Origin of the sequence: Paludibaculum fermentans (assembly GCF_051172195.1) — a bacterium.
GTDB classification, from domain to species: domain Bacteria; phylum Acidobacteriota; class Terriglobia; order Bryobacterales; family Bryobacteraceae; genus Paludibaculum; species Paludibaculum fermentans_A.
This window is the reverse complement of the sequence record NZ_JBPJAQ010000001.1, coordinates 2,008,055-2,025,625: the sequence shown is the minus strand read 5'-3', so window position 1 is coordinate 2,025,625 and position 17,571 is coordinate 2,008,055. Positions and strand designations below refer to the sequence as shown.

Sequence of the window (17,571 nt, the reverse complement as noted above, 5' to 3'; positions counted from 1 at the left end):
AGTTCCTGCTCTCCTTTTCCTTTGCTCCGCCTTCGTGGCGACAGCCGAAATCAACTACCAGAAGCCGCCGCAAGCCATCCTCGACGTCATGCACGCGCCGGCCTCACCCGTGCCCTCCATCAGTCCGGCCAAGACCCATATCCTGCTCATCCAACGGCAGCTCTATCCTTCCATCGCCGTACTCGCCGCGCCGGTACACCGCATCGCCGGCCTGCGCATCAATCCCGCCAACAACGGCCCCCATGCGCCGCTGGGCACAGCCACGGGGCTGACCCTCAAGACGATCGCCGGCGGAGCAGAGGTGAAGATCGCCACGCCGCCAGGAGCCAGCCTCGACACCCCGGTCTGGAGCCCGGACGGCAAGTACTTCGCCGTCACCAATTCCACGGCCAGCACCATCGAGCTCTACATCGGATCGCTCACCAGCCCGGCCCTGCGCAAAGTACCCGGCGTTATCCTGAACGACACTATCGGCCAGCCGGTCGCCTGGTTCTCTTCCAGCAGGGAACTGCTGGTGCGCATGGTGGTGGCGGCCCGCGGACCTGCGCCCAAGCCGCCCGCCGCACCGGCCGGACCCAATGTCCAGGAGTCTTCAGGCAATGCGGGCCCGGTGCGCACCTACCAGGACATGCTGAAGAGCCCCTATGACGAGAAGCTCTTCGATTACTACTGCACCTCGCAACTGGCCAGCATCGACGTGGCCACGCTACGGGTGACGCCCATCGGCAAAGCCGGTATCTTCTCCTCACTCAATCCGGCGCCCGACGGCAAGCACCTGCTGGTTGCCCGCATCCATAAGCCTTACTCCTATCTGCACGCATACCCGAACTTCCCGCACGAAACCGAAGTCTGGGATCGCACCGGCCGCACTGTCTATCAGGTCTTCAGCCACCCGCTGGAAGACACCGTGCCCATCGAGGGGGTACCTACCGGACGCCGCAGTATTGGCTGGAGGCCGACGGAAGGGGCGACGCTGATGTGGTGGGAGGCGCTGGACGGCGGGGATCCCAAAACCAAGGCGCCGTTTCGCGACAAGCTGATGATGCTGCGTGCCCCCTTCAGCGGCCAGCCCGTGGAAGTCTTCAAGACCCAGCATCGGGCCCGCGGCCTGATGTACGGCGAAAGCGGCGGCATGGCGCTGGTGAGCGATTACGATCGCGACCGCCGCTGGCTGCAGATGTTTCGCATTTATCTCGACGACCCGACCGCGCAGGCCAAGCTCGTTTCCAGCCGCAATGCACAGGACCGCTACAAGGATCCAGGCCTGCCGCTGCTGAAGCGCCTGCCGACCGGCGGCATGGTGCTGCAGCAGAGCGGAGATTACGTGTTCCTCTCCGGCACCGGCGCCTCGCCGCAGGGCGACCGGCCGTTCCTCGATCGCATGAACCTCAGGACTTGGGAGACGGAACGTCTGTTCCGCGCCGGCGACCAGGGCTACGAAACCGTAGTTGGCCTCCTGGATGCCGAGGGCACCCGGTTTCTCACCAGCTACGAGACGCCGAATACACCGCCTAACCTCTACATCCGGCAAAAAGGCAGCGAAACCCGCACGGCCATCACCAACTTCCAGGACCCCACGCCCATCCTGCGCAAAATCAAGCGCCAGTTGGTCACCTACAAGCGCGACGATGGCGTGCAGCTCTCGTTCACCCTGTTCCTGCCTCCGGATTACCAGCCCGGCCAGCGCCTGCCTACGATCATGTGGGCCTATCCGCTGGAGTACAACGACGCCGATACCGCCGGCCAGATCGGCGGTTCGACGCAGCGGTTTGTCCAGATGCGCGGCATCTCGCAACTGTTCCTGCTGCTCTCCGGCTACGCTATCCTGAACGACGCCACAATCCCCATCGTGGGCAACCCGGAGACGGTCAATAACACCTATCTCGAGCAGTTGGTGGCCGGCGCCAAGGCCGCTATCGACAAAGCGGTTGAAATGGGCGTGACGGACCGCAACCGTGTCGGCGTGGGCGGCCATAGCTATGGTGCCTTCATGACCGGTAACCTGCTGGCGCACAGCAAGTTATTCCGCGCCGGCGTCGCCCGCAGCGGGGCCTACAACCGCACCCTCACGCCATTCGGCTTCCAGAGCGAACGCCGCACTTTCTGGCAGGCCCGCGACATTTACATGAAGATGTCGCCGTTCACCTACGCCGACCAGATCAAGACGCCCATCTTGCTCATCCACGGTGAAGCGGACAACAATCCGGGCACCTTCCCCATCAACAGCGAGCGGCTCTACCAGGCCATTCGCGGCAACGGCGGCACTGTGCGCCTGGTGATGCTGCCCTTCGAATCGCACGGCTACGCCGCCCGCGAGAGCTCTGAGCACACAGTCTGGGAAATGTTGACGTGGTTTGATAAATACGTCAAAAATGCTCCGGCGGAATCCAGTTCCAAGTGACTCGAAAGGGCCTATCTTAATTATCTGCAACCGCGGTAGGTTAATATCTCGTCATTCCTTATAGGAGGGACGGCAGATGTTGCGAATCGCATTCGCTGCGGCGCTCGCCGCAAGCCTTGCTGGAGCTCAGACGGAAGTCCCTGCGTCTGAATGGAAAACAGCCGCCACTGAAATAAGAGGCGAAGCAGCCCTGATCCGGGTGGCCGCGCAGGATGTGGCCGCAAAGCCTTACGGCTTGGCCGTGGATCATGCTGCCGTGCGGCAGGAGATTGAAAATCAACAAGTTAGAGCGGCCAGGATCCAAACCAAGCTCTACGAGGTCGAACGCGCCGAGTGCGCCAGGGGGCTGTATCAGGACAGCCGGCTCGACCGTCTTAAATCAGCAGCCGATCGGCTGACGGATCTCACCGCCGTGCAACGTTCCACGCTGGGAGACGGGGAAACCAAACCCAAATGGGGTGTGCTGAAACGTCAGGCGAAGAGCACCTCAGAACTTGCGGAAAAAATCGAAAAAGACGTCGCGCGCTTCGCCGAATAACTGTGGATTGAGGTTGTTGGGGGGAAATGATGTACCGCGTGATCTTTGTTCTCTCTGTTTGCCTGATCGTCGTCGGCCGGACTCTTGCCGCGCAGACTTCGAAATCAGTGGTCTCTGACGTCGTTCGTGAAGCAGGAGCGATTGTACAAACCGAGAAATCGCTGCAGGGCCTGCTGGAAGAGTCCAAAACAACGGATCCCAAGCAGGCCGAATCGCTAGTCAGGACCGCGCAGGTCAAGGTAAAGACCATTAAGGAGCTGTTGGATCAGTTGGATGCGCGCTACGACTCGCTGAATGATGAACAGCGCTCGGCTGTCCGTGAATCCTGGACTATTAGTGAACTGCTGGGCGCGTATGTCGACAATCAGCAGGATGATCTGGCCGGGCTCGCTGACAAAGAACGCCGCGAGGATGCCCGGGTGAACGCCACCTGTGCCGTGCGGCGGGCCGAAATGTTGGTGAGTTCCGTCCAGCGGTTGACGAAATAACCCTGCCCGGCCCGGCGTCCGGCTTCGTACAATGAAGGCCGGAGAGCCTTCATGTCAGTTGAAGAGATTCTGAACAGACTGGGTATTCAGCCTTTGAACTCCGGCGCTTGCGGGGCAGGCTGGCTGGAAGCCCCGGGCGGCGGAGAACTGCGCAGCCTGAATCCGGCTACAGGTGCGCCCATTGCGAGCATCGCCATGGCCTCAGCCGCCGACTACGACGCCGTGATGGACGACGCCGCGGCTGTTTTCGAACGCTGGCGTTTGCTGCCGGCCCCGAAGCGCGGAGAGATTGTGCGCCTGATCGGCGAGGAGTTGCGGCTTCACAAAGACGATCTTGGCGCCCTGGTCTCCCTGGAGATGGGCAAGATCCTGGCCGAGGGCAAGGGCGAAGTGCAGGAGATGATCGACATCGCCGACTTTGCCGTTGGTTTGTCCCGCCAGCTCTACGGCCTCACCATGCACAGCGAGCGGCCCGGCCACCGGATGTATGAACAGTGGCATCCGCTGGGCGTAGTGGGCGTCATCAGTGCGTTCAACTTCCCTGTCGCTGTCTGGAGCTGGAACGCGCTGATCGCCGCCGTCTGCGGTGATTGTGTCCTATGGAAGCCGTCGTCGGAAACCCCGCTCACCGCCATTGCAGTCCAACACATCTGCAACCGCGTACTGGAGCGCACCGGCTGGCAGGGCGTGTTTACCCTCGTCATCGGTCGCGGTTCCACGGTCGGCGAGAAGATGCTGGCGGACAGGAGAGTGCCGCTCGTCAGTGCTACCGGCAGTTGCCAGATGGGCTACCGCGTAGCCGAGGTGGTGGGCCGCCGGCTTGCCCGGACGATCCTGGAACTGGGCGGAAATAATGGGGTTATCGTCACCGAGGACGCGAACCTCGACCTCGCCCTGCGCGCCGTCCTCTTCGGTGCGGTCGGCACGGCCGGACAGCGCTGCACCACCATTCGCCGCCTCTTCCTACACAAATCGATTGCTGGACCGTTCGTCGAACGGCTCAAGGCCGCATATGCCCAGGTCAGGATTGGAGACCCGCTCGATCCACAGACCCTCATGGGTCCACTGGTGAACAAGACGGCGGTGGACGAGATGCTCGACGGGCTGGAGCGCGCCAAGGCGCAGGGTGCCGAAATCCTGTATGGCGGCGCGGCGGTGGAGCAGGACGGCGGCTACTTCGTCCAGCCCACCCTGGTGAAGGCCAGTGCGTTCATGCCCATCGTCAGCGAGGAGATCTTCGCGCCCATTCTGTACATACTGGAGTACGAAACCCTCGACCAGGCCATCGCCTGGCACAATTCCGTTCCGCAGGGCCTCTCCTCCGCCATCTTCACGAACAGCCTGATCTCGGCGGAGACCTTCCTTTCCGCCCGTGGCAGCGACTGCGGCATCGCCAACGTCAACATCGGAACCAGCGGAGCCGAGATTGGCGGAGCGTTCGGCGGCGAAAAGGAGACCGGCGGCGGCCGCGAAGCCGGGAGCGATTCCTGGAAGGCTTACATGCGCCGTCAAACCGTCACCATCAACTGGTCAAAGGACCTACCGCTGGCGCAGGGCATCGAATTCAAGGTCTGAGAATAAATCCGGATGCGCGGCACTAGTTCAGTGCTATGCCGCGCATCGCCATTTGCCTATTCCTGCTTCTCCCCCTGGTATATGCCCAATCGCCCGCGCGGACGCAGCCCGAAGTGGAACGGCTGGAGAGCTTAATCGAGGAACTCTCAGCGATGAAAACGCAGGTCGCCGCCCTGGAGTCGCGCATCGACACGATCCTGCGCGGCCTGAGTGAGCAGAAGGGCGCCTTGCAGACTAAGCCCACTGCCTACAATGCGTTGCGCAACATCGAACCGGAATCGGCTGCTGATGCGAAGCCGGCGGCCGTGCGCTGCGCGGCTCTCACGGCCTCAGGAAAGCGCTGCACGCGGGCTACCTCGGACTCCTCCAAGTACTGCAAGCAGCACCAGTTAGCCCACGCGAAGTAGCTGCTCATTGAAACGCGATCTCGCGGGCGACGCGGCGTGATTTGTAGTCCAATACCAGCCCCAACGAGCGTCCGGAGCCAGGGTGCTGCGCGGTCTCGTCGTCGCGGTGAATCACTGCCATCACTTCGCCGCTGCCGTCGGCGGCCGGACCGCGATCCTCTAACCGGAATTCTCCCTCTTTCCAACCTTTGGTCCGCGCGACATGTTCACTGGCCGCGGCGCGCAGATCTTTGGCTTCCAGGATGCTCATCCGGGAAAACCCTGCGAAACCGGACTCCACGGTAGGTGGCCGCCAGCCGTCGGCGGGGAAGAACCCCTGTTGGAAACGCCACAGAATCTCCACGTTTGCGCCGCTGCGCTTCGTCCACGCCAGCCGGTGGTAGAGGTGGCGGCGCCAGGAAGGCGCGGACCCGGTCATGAAGTTCATTTCCAGCGGAGTCGGCCAACTCAGCCGGCTTTGTTCGGTCGTGAACGTCACTGCATCGCCTGAATCCGGCGTGAACTCGAAATCCGGCAATGCGTCGGGACCACCCTGCTGGCGGCCGGGTCCGCACGGAAACTGCTGACCCTGGTAAGCGAAGGAGACTCGGCCGCTGGACGAAAGCGATACGGTGAAGCCGGACGGCAGGCTGCCGGGTATGAGCAGGTCGAGCCGCTTGCCTGCCATTTCCAGCACACCATTGTCGAAACGCAATTGATGCACTGGTTGGACGGCCACCCGGTTAGTGGACAGGCGGTCGAGCAGGCCGCTCAACAACCTCAGGCCGACCAGCCAGATAAACACGCCGGCAACGGCCGCGAGCGTCACGATCAGCACAATGCGCACGTCTGACTCTAGCGCAGGCGCGGGATCCCAGCCACCGGGAGTTGGAACTAGAGGTCGTCGTGCGCCTGGGCCAGGACCACCTGCCGGTCCGCCCACGAGATCGTATCCACCCACCTGGTGGAGAGCAGGACCTTTTGGCCGCTCATCCAACTGCCGGTGCGCGCCACCACATAGCGGACGAACCAGTTGGTGTCTTCCATGATGAGATCGTCAATCTGGCCCAGTTCTCCATCCGCCGCCTTCACTTGATAGCTGACGATGTCCCTGGAGCTGCGCAGGTGAGTGTCTTCCTCCATCACCGCCGTCTGGGTTGTGGCGAAGACTGGAACCAGAGGCGGCTCCATCGACCAGTAGGCAGGCCAGCCGTAGTATTCGGCGACAGCGATTTCTTCCTGACGCGACACTGGTTTGGCGGTGTCGACATCTGGACTGTTGCGGATCTGGTCCATCGTCAGGCTGACGGGCAATGCTCGCTTGTCCCAGTCGGGCTGGCCGGCCGCCGCCGGTGCAACCAGCACCTGCCGGCTGGAGAACCAACTCCCTGTCTCCACAACGAGATAGCGAACTGTCCAGCCGCGGTCGTCGAACAGAAAATCGTGCACATGGCCCAGATTGCCGTCCTCCGCGTGAATGGTCGAACCGATTAAAGAGTTCAGGCTTCGCAGCATGAGTTCCTCCTGGAACCTGTTTTTATAACTCCAGTTTGCTGCGAGGGCCGGGCAGGCAGGCATCCCGGGAAGAGGGTAGGAGGGCACGAAATTCAGGGCAGAGAGGAGCCTGATGCGATGATTTTCGCTACATCTTCAAGGAAGGACCCGGTCAGACATGAAAAGAGCCTGGGGTCCGGGCTCAGTCGGACCCCAGGCTTTCACGGTTTCTTCAACCACAAACTCAGTCGTCGTTGTCCGGCGCATCCATCCAGCCGGGCCGGCGCAAGACGTCTCTTGGGCGGGAACCATCCGGCGGGCCGATGATCCCTTCCCGCTGCATATTATCCAAAATGCGGGCCGCGCGTCCGTAGCCCAGCCGCAGGCGCCGCTGCAGAATGGACGTCGAAGCCTTGCCCATCTCGCAGACTACGCGCACGGCATCGCGGTAGAGCGGGTCTTCTTCGCCATCAGCTTCTTCCGCTTCGTCATTATCGTCGTCAGACGGCGGAGCGATGAGGTAGCTCTGGTCGTAGTCGGGCGAGCCTTGTTTGCGCCAGAAGTCGACCACGTCGGTGATCTCGGTCTCGGTCACAAAGGCGCCGTGTACGCGCAGCAGCCGCGAGGTTCCGGGCGGCAGAAACAACATGTCGCCCTTGCCCAGCAGGTGCTCCGCGCCCATGACATCGAGCACGATCCGTGATTCCACGCGAGTCGCCACGCGGAAACTGATGCGGGCCGGGAAATTGGCTTTGATCAGGCCGGTGATGACATCGACGCTGGGCCGCTGGGTGGCCAGCACCAGGTGCATGCCGACGGCGCGCGCCATCTGAGCCAGTCGGATGACAGACTCCTCCACGCCGGCGCGCTCGAGCATCATTAGGTCAGCTAACTCGTCGATAACAATGAGGATATACGGCAGCGGCCGTTCTTCCTCGACCGGATCCTTGGGCTTGTTCTCGTCGAACAGCGACATCGGCTTGTCGTTCGCCAGCCGGATCTTCTTGTTGAACTGGTCAATATTCCGGACACCGTAGCTGGCCAGCAGCTTCAGGCGGCGCTCCATCTCCAGCACGGCATTGCGGAGCGCGTTCACGGCCTTCTTCGGTTCCGTGATCACCGGCGTCAGCAGGTGCGGGATGCCATCGTAGATGCCCAATTCCACGCGCTTGGGATCGACCATGATCATGCGGACCTCGTCCGGTGTGGACTTGTAGATCACAGACATGATCAAAGCGTTCAGCATGACGCTCTTGCCGCTGCCGGTGGAGCCGGCGATGAGCAAGTGCGGCATCTTTTCGAGCTCGGAGATGCGGATGCGGCCGCTGATGTCCTTGCCCAGCGCAATGGTCAGGCGCGACGCCGACTCTATGAATTCATCGGATTCCAGAATCTGGCGCAGGCTGATCATCTCGCGGCGCGAGTTCGGGACTTCGATGCCCATCGTTGGCTTGCCCGGGATGCGCTCAATCAGGATCGACTCCGCCTGCAGGCCCAGGCAGAGATCCTCGGTCAGGGTGGTGATCTTGGCGATCTTCACTCCGGCGTCCGGCTTGAATTCAAACGTGGTGACGACGGGCCCCGGGTTGATCTGCACCACGTTGCCCAGCACGTTGAACTCTTCGAGTTTCGACTTGATGCGGCTGGCAACATCCTTCAGTTCGGCGCTGTCGTAGCCTTCGCGCTCCGGCACGATGTTCAGCAGGTTGGTGGGCGGGACGCGGAACGAGGTCCGGCGTGGCGGTTCTTCCTTGGCCTTCACCGGCGGCTTGGGCAGCGGCGGTGCAGGTACTACGGCTGGAGTGAGATCGTCTTCCAGCGAACGAATGGGAATGTCGGCTTCCCATGGGGGCGCGTCCTCAACGGCGGCGCCGCCATTCCGGAAGTTAGCCGGAGTGCCGTTCGAATATCCATTCGAGTGGCCGTTGGCATAGACTTCGCCGTGGCCATTCACATAGTGCGGGATTTCGGTTTCGAGGTCAGCGCCTTCCATTTGCGCGACGTCGGCGTTGAGGCCGGCCGGGCTCAGCGCCACGGCGCCTGCGGCAGCGGCCTTACCCTTCAGCTTGCGGCTGGCCATCGCCTGCGCCAGCAAGCCCGGAGTTTCCGCGCCTTCGCCCTGCATTTGCGCATCCGCCGGATCCATCACCGGCTTCGGTTTACGCTTCCAGACCTTATTGATCTGCCGGGTCAGCCACTGCTCCACGGCTTCGCCGATCGCCGCGATGGAGAAGGTGGACACCAGGTAAATGGACAGAATGAACAGGCAGGTCAACAGGATAGCCGTACCCGTGACGTTCAGAATCCGGATCATGCTGCTGGAGACCAGAAACCCGGCCACGCCGCCCACGGCAAAGGCGCCGTCGTAGGGATTAAGCGGGTGCATCAGGTCCAAAGCGCCGGAGATGGAGACGGACATCAGGCAATAGCCTGCGAGGCGCGTTACGGGAGACCGCAGGCTCTTGGCGCGCATCCAGCGCAAGCCGAGCCAAGCCGTAAGGAAGGGCACGACCCAGGCCGTCAGCCCGATCGACTGGAACAGGAAGTCGGCGAAGTGGGAACCGACGCTGCCGATCTTATTGTGCGCGGGGGTCCGCCAAGTGGCGTTATTCCAACTGGAATCAGTCGGATCGTAGGAGGCCAGAGCAAACAAAAACCCCACAGCGGCGAGGAGCAATACAATGCCCGTCACCTCTTTGAGGCGTGGAAAGCGTGTAAATAGTTTTACCTTCATCCGCCTTACCGGCGAGCGAAAGCCAGAGCAACGTAAGTATAACAGAAGCCCGGGGGCAGGCAAGCCCGCCCTGCACTCTTAGCCTTGGCCGTTCTCCACAGGGTAGCCGTGCTGGATCCAATCGGCCGAGAAATTGGTTTGAATCATCAGTGCTTTCAAGCGTTTGAAGCCCAAAAGCTTCAGTTCCGCCAAGGCCGGTTTCATATTCGGGCAGTGGTCCCACGGGCAGCAACCGCAGTAGATGACCACCTCCTGGTCTTTCGACAGCCTGGCAGCCGCTTTCCTTAGGAGCTCGATGCCCTCGGGCTTGTTGCACGGGCCAACGTAAACCGAGTTCGGGATGTGCTTGCTGCGGTACAGCACCCCAAACCCTACATGGAAGATGGCGATCTTGTTCGCGTCCTTCTGGCCCAGGCGCTTGGCAAAATCAGCCGGCGTGATCAGATCCGCATCATTCCATCCGGCGGGCGCCGCGGCAGCGGCCACGGCAGTCAAAGCGGCCAACGAAGTCCGCATCAGGCCCCGGCGCGATACGCGCGGAGTTGCTTCGGTGCACATGCTCTAATTCTAGACCTTTGACTCTGCAATCAAACAGCTGATTTTTGTGGCCTGGAAAGCCGTTTCAGCGTGCGGGCTGTGCGCGCCGGCTGAGATTCTCCATCCAATCCACGTGAACGCGGCCACCGTTGCTGTTGCCGCTCCAGACGCTCCAGATCTTGGCGGCGATGTCGATATCCCCGTCGCCATCGATGTCTCCGATCCAGGCATCGTGGCCGCCCAGGCGTTCATCCAGGATCACCCTCTCCTCGAATCTCACGTTTCCGGCGGTGGTCAGGTTCTCGTAGATGAACCAGCGTGGCGTAGCCCCAAGTGGCAGAATCGATGGATCTTCCTGCTCGACGACCAGGATGTCGCCGTCGCCGTCGCCGTCGAAATCGGCCACTCTCAGCGAGTGGAATGAGCCTCGCGTACCGGGCACCCGGTTCGCCTGGTAACTGGCTGAGAAGCCGGCCGGTTTCCTGCCATTGTTGCGGAGCCAGGCCAAGCCGGAGTTCTGCCCGTCGCCGTCCACCATGACAATGTCCTTGAATCCATCGCCATCCAAATCGATGATCCAACTGCGCGCGGAGAGGCCCCACGGACCCTTTCTTCCGAAGGGGAGGCCGTGGCGCACCCACTTGGTCCCCTTCTCCGAGTTTTCCAGCCAGCGGTCCGGCAGCACCACGTCGGCGTCGCCGTCGTTATCGAGGTCACCGATTCCACCCGGGTAAATCCCGGCGTGGATGTCGTCCTGGTCGTCCTTCACGGACAGCGTGATTGTCGTCCGGGGCCAATCGGCATCCTGGGCGGGCTGATCGGGCATGCTGTACCAGAAGCAGCCGTCTCCGTCGCCCATAGCCGCCACATCCAACCGCCCGTCGCCATCCATATCGGCCAGCACGACATCGTGGATCTCGCGTGTGATTCTGGAATCGTAGGTATACCGTTCAAACGGGGCTGTCCGGGGCCGGCCCGGATTGCGGAACCAATAGCCTCCGATGACAAGGTCGATCCAGCCGTCGTGGTCGACATCCACAGCCGCGGCGCCCAACTGGCTCATCCTGAATTCGCCCACCAGATGCTGTGCCCAGTCGTCCTTGCCGCGCTGCTCAAACCAGTACATCTTCCCGTCTCCGCGATTGTAGACGGCAAAATCCAGATCGCCGTCCTTGTCGAAGTCGGCCAGGGCGCTCGACCCGATGCCTACGGCGCGGCCGGGCATTTCACGGGCGATGAAGTGGTGCGCGAAGCTCGCGGGGCCGATCTCCGCGAGCAATGGCACGGACAGGACAAAGGTCATCAGCAGCGGCAGGCGCATGGGGGTCACTCCCTGATCTTCAAGTACAAGGCAGCCGGGCCAGGAAACGGTGTGGTGAAGGTCCGGATTCCGCCGCCTTCCACTGACTTCGCGGGCAGGGTGCGGTCCGCGCTCACGTCTAGCCATTCACCCTGGAAGGTGCCCTTCACCCCGGTCAGGTCCAGGGTGAACTCGCCCTTATTCGACTGAAAAATCAGGTACTCCCGACCCTCCTCCACCAAAGCGTAGCCGGTGCCCGAGAGCTTGCCCTCGGGCTTCATGGCCGCCAGGTTCATGCGGTTCGCGTAACGCCTGGCTTGCCCCATGGCGAGACGAGCAGAGTCCTGCCAGGTGGGCGACGGCAGCATCTCTTCCATGAATAAGACGTTCAGGCCGCGGGTGAAACTTCTCCAAACCCAGATGTTGTCGCCGCCAGTGTGTCCCCAGAGATGATCTGTGTCATTCACCACCACTTTTGGGGAACAGTCGCCGCAGGGCTCGTCCCGGTAGCTCTCCTTGGCGTCACCCGAGTTGGGCGAGATCCAGTCGGCGGGGCTCTGGTTGAGAGTCGCGTTCGTACCGCCCTTGTACTGGAAAGTCATTCCGACCGGATGCTGCTTCGGCTTCTTCGCCTCATATTCCTTGATGTATTGAATCAAGTGATACTGCCAGGCGGTCGACTCCGGATAGCCCTCATTGCAGATCTCATACAGGACGTTGTCGAGGTCGTTCACCGTGTCGACGACCTTGCGCACGTAGGCTTGCTGGAGCTCGAGTACCCTCTTTGCCGCGGAACCGGTTGCCAGGGTGTTGTATTCCAGACCCTTGTCGTCACCGTTGGTATCGGCTTCTACTCCATTGATGTTGTTTGCTTTATGGAACGGGTGGTTGAGCCAGGCGTCGGTGAACTCAATCTCCCAGCCGTCGAATAGCATGACCGAGACGTACATGCCCTGGGCGCCCGCCTTCTCCACGCGGGTCCGCATGCGCTGGAAGTAGGACTCGTCGAAGCGCTCCAGGTCGAACCGTGGCTTGCCGTCCGTGGCGGAGTCCGGACCGCTCCGCACCCATGGGTGCGGCCAGCTATACTTCACCTCGTTGCCGGTATACCCATCGGTCCACTTGGTGGTCTCCCAACGCCACAGCCGGAAGAAGTTGTGGTTGTACTTCTTCAACCGGGCCAGATAGTCGTCGTAGTCGAAACGGGTGGGTGGATCTTCAACGGCGCCACGGATCAGCAGGCCGTTGTCCTGGAGGTTCTGCCAGGTATGAGACCCGGTGAGCAGTACCGCTTTGCCCGTGCCGTCCTCGAACCAGCGCGGATTGGACTTCAGGACCCGCAGCGGGCCTTTGACCTGCTGTTGGGCCAAGCCGGTTCCGGCGCTCAAAAGTACAATCGAAGCCAACCAAAGCGATGTTCTCCGCATGGGCACCCCAAGCGGAGTATGTCAAAGAGGACCAGAAAGCGCATCCGGATTTGTGCTCCGATTGTCGATTGGCTTGACGCCCAGTCAGGAGGGCCATATTATCGATAGTTACATCGATTGCCCGTTCCAAGGAGTACCATGCCTAAGTTTGCCGGCATCCTACCGGCCCTCGTCACGCCGTTGGCGGAGGACCATTCCCTGTTGAACCGTCCGTATGAGGCGCTCCTGGAACGGGTCTACAGCGCCGGCTGTCACGGCGTCTATGTCTGCGGAAATACGGGAGAAGGGCTCGCTTTGCCGCCTGCCACCCGGCGCGAGGCGGCGGAAGTTGCGTGCCGCAACGCACCGTCGGGTGCACTGACCGTCGTCCACGTCGGCGCCTACGATCCGGCGGAGGCATTCGGACTGGCGGCCCATGCGGCTGGTTGCGGAGCCAGCGCCGTCAGCAGCCTGCCGCCCCGCGATGCCGCGGATTTCGCCGGGGTGAAGCGCTACTACACTGACTTGGCCGCCTCCTCCGACCTGCCGGTTCTCATCTACTACTTCCCCCAGTTCAGCTCCGCCATTTCGACCACCGACCAGGTGCTGGAACTCTGCACCATCCCGAATGTGGTGGGCCTGAAGTTCACCGATTTCGACATCTACCGGCTGTCGCTGCTGCGGCGCGCCGGGCTGCCGGTGTTCAACGGGCGCGATGAAGTGCTGGCGGCCGGGCTGCTGATGAACGCCAGCGGCGGAATCGGCTCGTTCTACAACGTCTTCCCAAGGATGGTGGTGGACATCTACAACTTTGCCCACTCAGGCCATTGGGCCGAAGCGCGCGCGATCCAGCATCATCTGAACCATTTCATCGAGATTGTCCTGCGTTTCCCGATGATCCCGGCGCTGAAGACGATGCTGGGCTGGTGCGGCCTCGACTACGGCATTTCCCTGCAGGATCCGGTCCGGCTGACGCCCGACCAGGAGCAGGATCTGGTGGCCCAACTCCACGCTTACGCGCCCCATCTGGACTTGCTTGCGGCGGACCCCCAAGTTGCCAGAATCCGGTAGCCGCGCGCACAGCCTGCACCCGTGGCTCCTGGTGGGTTTGCTGTGGGTGGTGGCCGCCCTGAACTATCTGGACCGTCAGGTGGCGTTTTCCATGTTCCCGCTGCTGCAGCGCGACCTGGGCGCCACCAGCACCCAACTTGGGCTCGTCGGCACCGTGTTTTTGTGGACTTACGGCCTGCTGTCGCCCGCCGCCGGCTACCTGGCCGACCGCTTCGGCCGCATCCGCATCATTTTGTTCGGCTTAATCGTCTGGAGCGCGGTCACCTGGTTGACGGGACATGTCCGCACGGTGGAAGAACTTCTGTGGACGCGGGCCCTGATGGGCGTGAGTGAAGCCTGCTACCTGCCCGCCGCCCTGGCTCTGGTCGTGGCCGCGCATCCCGAGAAAACCCGCTCGCTGGCCGCCGGCATTCACCAGAGCGGGCTCTACAGCGGCGTGATTCTGGGCGGCGTATGGGGCGGCTGGATGGGCGAGACGCACGGCTGGCGGATGGCGTTCACGGTTCTCGGCGCGGTCGGAATCGTATACTTCGTGATCCTTTTCGCCTTCTTCCGGCGTCACACTGAGCCCTCCCCGGGGACCGTCCCCCACCCGCTGCATGGCTTCGGGGAACTGCTGCGGAATCCGGCCTTTCTGCGGCTGGGCGCCGCGTTTGGCCTGGTTGGCGTAGCCAACTGGCTGGTCTATACCTGGCTACCGGCATTCCTGGTGGAGAACTACTCACTGGGCTTGGCGCAAGCCGGCTTCACGGCCACTTTTTACCTGCAGGTGGCCAGCTATGCCGGCATTCTCGCCGGTGGTTTCGCCTCGGATCGCTGGCAGCAGGTATCTTCGCGGGGCCGCATCCTGACCCAGGTGATTGGCCTTGGCGTGGCCGCGCCGTTCCTGTTCCTCATGGGAACGACTAAGTCCTTTCCCATCCTGGTAGTGGGGCTGATCCTGTTCGGCCTCGGCCGCGGATTGTATGACTGCAATACGATGCCGGTGCTGAGCCAGTTTGTGAGCCCGGGGCTACGATCCACCGGGTATGGCCTGATGAACTGCCTGTCGTGCCTGCTGGGCGGAGTGATGGCCGGCCTGGCCGGATACCTGAAGAGCCAACTGGGGCTCGCGGCTGCCTTCCAATGCAGCGCGGGCGTGCTGCTGCTGGCGGTGATCCTGCTGTCAGTGCTGAAGCCCCGGCCAAATCAATAGACAGGGATCACAAGATCCGCCCGGCGTGATCGTGCCGGACCAGCCCGATTCGCTACAATCCGGCGATGGACCTGATTCTGCTGCTGAAAGCCCTCGTCATGGGAATTGTGGAGGGCCTCACCGAGTTCCTGCCGATCTCCTCCACCGGACACCTCATTCTTGTGGGCGATCTGCTGTCGTTCAACTCGGAAAAGGGCAAGGTCTTCGAGATCGTCATTCAGACCGGCGCTATCTTCGCCATCATCTGGGAATACCGTACAAAGTTCCTTGGAATCCTCACCGGCCTATTCTCCGAGCGGCGCGCGCAGCGCTTTGTCGTGAACCTCTTTATCGCCTTCCTGCCGATCGCCATCCTGGGCCTGGCCTTGAACAAGATCATCAAGGCCCATCTGTTCAAACCGGTACCGGTTGCGCTGGCATTCATTGTGGGCGGCATCGTGATTCTGTGGGCGGAGCGGCGCAAACACCAGATCCGCATCCACACAGTCGATGAAATGGACTGGACAGATGCCCTCAAGGTCGGACTGGCGCAGTGCCTGGCCATGATCCCGGGCACGTCCCGCTCCGGCGCCACCATCATCGGCGGCCTGTTCTTCGGGCTGTCCCGCCAGGCGGCCACCGAGTTCTCGTTTTTCCTGGCCGTGCCCACGCTGATGGTTGCGGGTGCGTACGAGCTGTATAAAGAGCGGGCGCTGCTTTCAGTGGCCGATGCCGGCTGGTTTGGCGTAGGTTCCATCGCCGCCTTTATCTCAGCTTTCCTGTGCGTCCGCTGGCTGCTGCGCTTCATCAGCAGCCACGACTTCACAGCCTTCGCCTGGTACCGGATTGTCTTCGGTGTGGCCGTGCTGGCAACGGCTTACATGGGCCTGGTGAACTGGACCGCCCGCTGATTACGGTTTGGTTGCTGGGGATTGGAGCCCATTACGGGGCATAATGGTGTGAGGGCCACCGTTGGGCGAAACCACTCACCAATCCGCATGACCAACACCAAGATCGTTGCCACACTGGGGCCGGCCTGCAGCTCTCCGGAGATGATCCGCAAGCTCATTCAGGCCGGCGTCGACGTTTTTCGCCTGAATGCTTCCCACGGCACTGTGGAACAGCGCCACGAAGCCGTTATCGAAATCCGCAAAGCAGCCGAAGAGCTCAAACTGAACACAGGCATCCTGCTTGACCTGCAGGGCCCAAAGATCCGCATCGGCACCTTTGAAGGCGGCTCAGCCGTCCTGGTGCCTGGCGCGGAGTTTGTCATCACTACGGATGACCTGGTGGGCAATGCGGAAGGCGCCTCAACCACTTACAAGGACTTCGCGCGCGACGTAAAGAGCGGCGACCGTGTCCTGCTGGCCGATGGGGCTCTCGAGCTCGTGGTGATCGATTCCGACGGCATCCGGGCCCGTTGCCGCGTCGTCACGGGCGGCGTAATCAAGGACAAAAAGGGCATCAACCTGCCGGGCGTCCAATTGTCCACCCCGTCCATGACCCGACGCGACATGGAGAACATGCTGGCCGGGCTCCAGGTGGGAGTTGACCTGGTGGCCTTGAGCTTTGTCAGGCGCTCCAGCGATGTGCTGCGGCTGCGGCTGTTCCTGGAAGAGAAGGGCTCGAATCTGCCCATCATCGCCAAGATTGAAAAGCCCGAGGCCGTCGAGAACATCAAGGACATCCTCAGCGAGAGCGACGGCGTGATGGTGGCGCGCGGCGACCTGGGCGTGGAATGCCCGATGGAGAAGGTACCCTTCATCCAGAAGTCGATTATCGAATCGGCGCGGCGAGCCGGCAAGTTCGTCATTACGGCCACGCAGATGCTGGAATCGATGATCGAGAATCCGTTCCCCACGCGCGCGGAAGTCAGCGACGTGGCCAATGCGATCTATGACGGCACCGACGCCGTCATGCTCTCAGGTGAAACCTCGGTGGGCAAGTATCCGGTCGAAGCCGTCCGGATGATGGACCGCACCGCCGCCCAGGCTGAAGAATCTACGCGAAAGTACGGATTCCGCGAACTGCCCAGCCGCGAGTACGTCACACACGCCGAAATCGTCTCCGATTCGGCCTATCACGCCGCCAAGATGGCCGGCGCGCAAGCCATTGTGGTGTTCAGTTCCTCCGGTTCCAGCGCCCGTCACGTAGCCCGCTTCCGCCCGCCTGTTCCGATTTTCGTCTTCACGCAGACGCAGCAAGTGGCGCGCTCTCTTTCCGTCGTCTTCGGCATCAGCGCGATTGTGGCGCCGCATACCACATCGACCGATGAGATGATGGCGCAGATGGACCGGGTCCTCGTCGAAAAGGGGCTACTGAAGCCGCGCGACAGTGTGGTCTTTGTGGCGGGCATGCCCATCGGCCGCCCCGGCAGTACGAACATGATGAAGCTCCACCGTGTCGGCGAGATCGGCTGACACGCACGTCCGGACAACTCCGTATTGCGCTGGGCCCCGACACCTGT

General features: G+C 62.0%; 15 protein-coding genes. 9 read left to right on the top strand and 6 right to left on the bottom strand.

Annotation, left to right across the window (positions count from 1 at the left end; translation table 11 throughout):
• Positions 1-34: 34 nt before the first annotated feature.
• The 5 genes from ACR9Y2_RS08205 to ACR9Y2_RS08185 all read left to right on the top strand — a co-directional run bounded on the left by ACR9Y2_RS08205 (position 35) and on the right by ACR9Y2_RS08185 (position 5,409).
• On the top strand, positions 35-2,401 hold the full coding sequence (locus ACR9Y2_RS08205) for a prolyl oligopeptidase family serine peptidase (RefSeq protein ID WP_435040602.1): 2,367 nt from the start codon (positions 35-37) through the stop codon (positions 2,399-2,401).
• Positions 2,402-2,477: 76 nt separating this feature from the next.
• Positions 2,478-2,939 carry a hypothetical protein gene (locus ACR9Y2_RS08200; protein ID WP_435040601.1) on the top strand — a complete coding sequence of 154 codons (462 nt, stop codon included), beginning with the start codon at positions 2,478-2,480 and terminating at the stop codon, positions 2,937-2,939.
• A gap of 26 nt (positions 2,940-2,965) precedes the next feature.
• Positions 2,966-3,427, top strand: a complete 462-nt coding sequence (locus tag ACR9Y2_RS08195; RefSeq protein WP_435040600.1) for a hypothetical protein — start codon at positions 2,966-2,968, stop codon at positions 3,425-3,427.
• Positions 3,428-3,478: 51 nt separating this feature from the next.
• A complete protein-coding gene (gene amaB / locus ACR9Y2_RS08190; RefSeq protein WP_435040599.1) occupies positions 3,479-5,002 on the top strand; it encodes an L-piperidine-6-carboxylate dehydrogenase in 1,524 nt (507 codons plus the stop codon).
• Between the two features lie 35 nt (positions 5,003-5,037).
• Positions 5,038-5,409 carry a hypothetical protein gene (locus ACR9Y2_RS08185; protein WP_435040598.1) on the top strand — a complete coding sequence of 124 codons (372 nt, stop codon included), beginning with the start codon at positions 5,038-5,040 and terminating at the stop codon, positions 5,407-5,409.
• 4 nt (positions 5,410-5,413) lie between these two features.
• Here the strand turns inward: ACR9Y2_RS08185 and ACR9Y2_RS08180 are convergent, their stop codons facing one another.
• The 6 genes from ACR9Y2_RS08180 to ACR9Y2_RS08155 all read right to left on the bottom strand — a co-directional run bounded on the left by ACR9Y2_RS08180 (position 5,414) and on the right by ACR9Y2_RS08155 (position 12,880).
• Positions 5,414-6,235 (bottom strand): hypothetical protein, encoded by an 822-nt coding sequence (locus ACR9Y2_RS08180; protein ID WP_435040597.1) that lies wholly within the window; start codon positions 6,233-6,235, stop codon positions 5,414-5,416.
• A 47-nt stretch (positions 6,236-6,282) separates the two neighbouring features.
• Entirely contained in the window at positions 6,283-6,903 is a 621-nt protein-coding gene (locus ACR9Y2_RS08175) for a PRC-barrel domain-containing protein (protein WP_435040596.1), read from the bottom strand.
• A gap of 223 nt (positions 6,904-7,126) precedes the next feature.
• Positions 7,127-9,616 carry a DNA translocase FtsK gene (locus tag ACR9Y2_RS08170; protein WP_435040595.1) on the bottom strand — a complete coding sequence of 830 codons (2,490 nt, stop codon included), beginning with the start codon at positions 9,614-9,616 and terminating at the stop codon, positions 7,127-7,129.
• A 78-nt stretch (positions 9,617-9,694) separates the two neighbouring features.
• The gene (locus ACR9Y2_RS08165) at positions 9,695-10,174 is read right to left on the bottom strand and encodes a rhodanese-like domain-containing protein (protein ID WP_435040594.1); all 480 of its coding nucleotides are present in this window, start codon (positions 10,172-10,174) and stop codon (positions 9,695-9,697) included.
• 64 nt (positions 10,175-10,238) lie between these two features.
• A complete protein-coding gene (locus ACR9Y2_RS08160; RefSeq protein ID WP_435044838.1) occupies positions 10,239-11,474 on the bottom strand; it encodes an FG-GAP repeat domain-containing protein in 1,236 nt (411 codons plus the stop codon).
• 5 nt (positions 11,475-11,479) lie between these two features.
• Positions 11,480-12,880: a DUF6298 domain-containing protein gene (locus tag ACR9Y2_RS08155; protein WP_435040593.1), complete on the bottom strand. Its 1,401-nt coding sequence runs from the start codon at positions 12,878-12,880 to the stop codon at positions 11,480-11,482.
• A 138-nt stretch (positions 12,881-13,018) separates the two neighbouring features.
• Between ACR9Y2_RS08155 and ACR9Y2_RS08150 the strand changes: the two genes are divergently transcribed.
• From ACR9Y2_RS08150 to pyk, 4 genes are all read left to right on the top strand, one after another.
• Positions 13,019-13,930, top strand: coding sequence for a dihydrodipicolinate synthase family protein (locus tag ACR9Y2_RS08150; RefSeq protein ID WP_435040592.1), 912 nt, complete (start codon positions 13,019-13,021; stop codon positions 13,928-13,930).
• On the top strand, positions 13,914-15,125 hold the full coding sequence (locus tag ACR9Y2_RS08145) for an MFS transporter (RefSeq protein ID WP_435040591.1): 1,212 nt from the start codon (positions 13,914-13,916) through the stop codon (positions 15,123-15,125). The genes ACR9Y2_RS08150 and ACR9Y2_RS08145 overlap by 17 nt, the downstream gene beginning before the upstream one ends.
• A 65-nt stretch (positions 15,126-15,190) precedes the next feature.
• A complete protein-coding gene (locus ACR9Y2_RS08140; protein WP_435040590.1) occupies positions 15,191-16,015 on the top strand; it encodes an undecaprenyl-diphosphate phosphatase in 825 nt (274 codons plus the stop codon).
• Between the two features lie 87 nt (positions 16,016-16,102).
• On the top strand, positions 16,103-17,524 hold the full coding sequence (pyk, locus tag ACR9Y2_RS08135) for a pyruvate kinase (protein ID WP_435040588.1): 1,422 nt from the start codon (positions 16,103-16,105) through the stop codon (positions 17,522-17,524).
• Positions 17,525-17,571 lie beyond the last annotated feature (47 nt).

What these genes read in the sequence shown, in the direction of transcription:
- ACR9Y2_RS08170 (WP_435040595.1), bottom strand. Translation starts at nt 9,616, where the DNA reads ATGAAGGTAAAACTATTTACACGCTTTCCACGCCTCAAAGAGGTGACG.
- ACR9Y2_RS08200 (WP_435040601.1), top strand. Translation starts at nt 2,478, where the DNA reads ATGTTGCGAATCGCATTCGCTGCGGCGCTCGCCGCAAGCCTTGCTGGA.
- ACR9Y2_RS08185 (WP_435040598.1), top strand. Translation starts at nt 5,038, where the DNA reads ATGCCGCGCATCGCCATTTGCCTATTCCTGCTTCTCCCCCTGGTATAT.
- pyk (WP_435040588.1), top strand. Translation starts at nt 16,103, where the DNA reads ATGACCAACACCAAGATCGTTGCCACACTGGGGCCGGCCTGCAGCTCT.
- ACR9Y2_RS08160 (WP_435044838.1), bottom strand. Translation starts at nt 11,474, where the DNA reads ATGCGCCTGCCGCTGCTGATGACCTTTGTCCTGTCCGTGCCATTGCTC.
- ACR9Y2_RS08175 (WP_435040596.1), bottom strand. Translation starts at nt 6,903, where the DNA reads ATGCTGCGAAGCCTGAACTCTTTAATCGGTTCGACCATTCACGCGGAG.
- ACR9Y2_RS08195 (WP_435040600.1), top strand. Translation starts at nt 2,966, where the DNA reads ATGATGTACCGCGTGATCTTTGTTCTCTCTGTTTGCCTGATCGTCGTC.
- ACR9Y2_RS08155 (WP_435040593.1), bottom strand. Translation starts at nt 12,880, where the DNA reads ATGCGGAGAACATCGCTTTGGTTGGCTTCGATTGTACTTTTGAGCGCC.
- ACR9Y2_RS08150 (WP_435040592.1), top strand. Translation starts at nt 13,019, where the DNA reads ATGCCTAAGTTTGCCGGCATCCTACCGGCCCTCGTCACGCCGTTGGCG.
- amaB (WP_435040599.1), top strand. Translation starts at nt 3,479, where the DNA reads ATGTCAGTTGAAGAGATTCTGAACAGACTGGGTATTCAGCCTTTGAAC.
- ACR9Y2_RS08140 (WP_435040590.1), top strand. Translation starts at nt 15,191, where the DNA reads ATGGACCTGATTCTGCTGCTGAAAGCCCTCGTCATGGGAATTGTGGAG.
- ACR9Y2_RS08165 (WP_435040594.1), bottom strand. Translation starts at nt 10,174, where the DNA reads ATGTGCACCGAAGCAACTCCGCGCGTATCGCGCCGGGGCCTGATGCGG.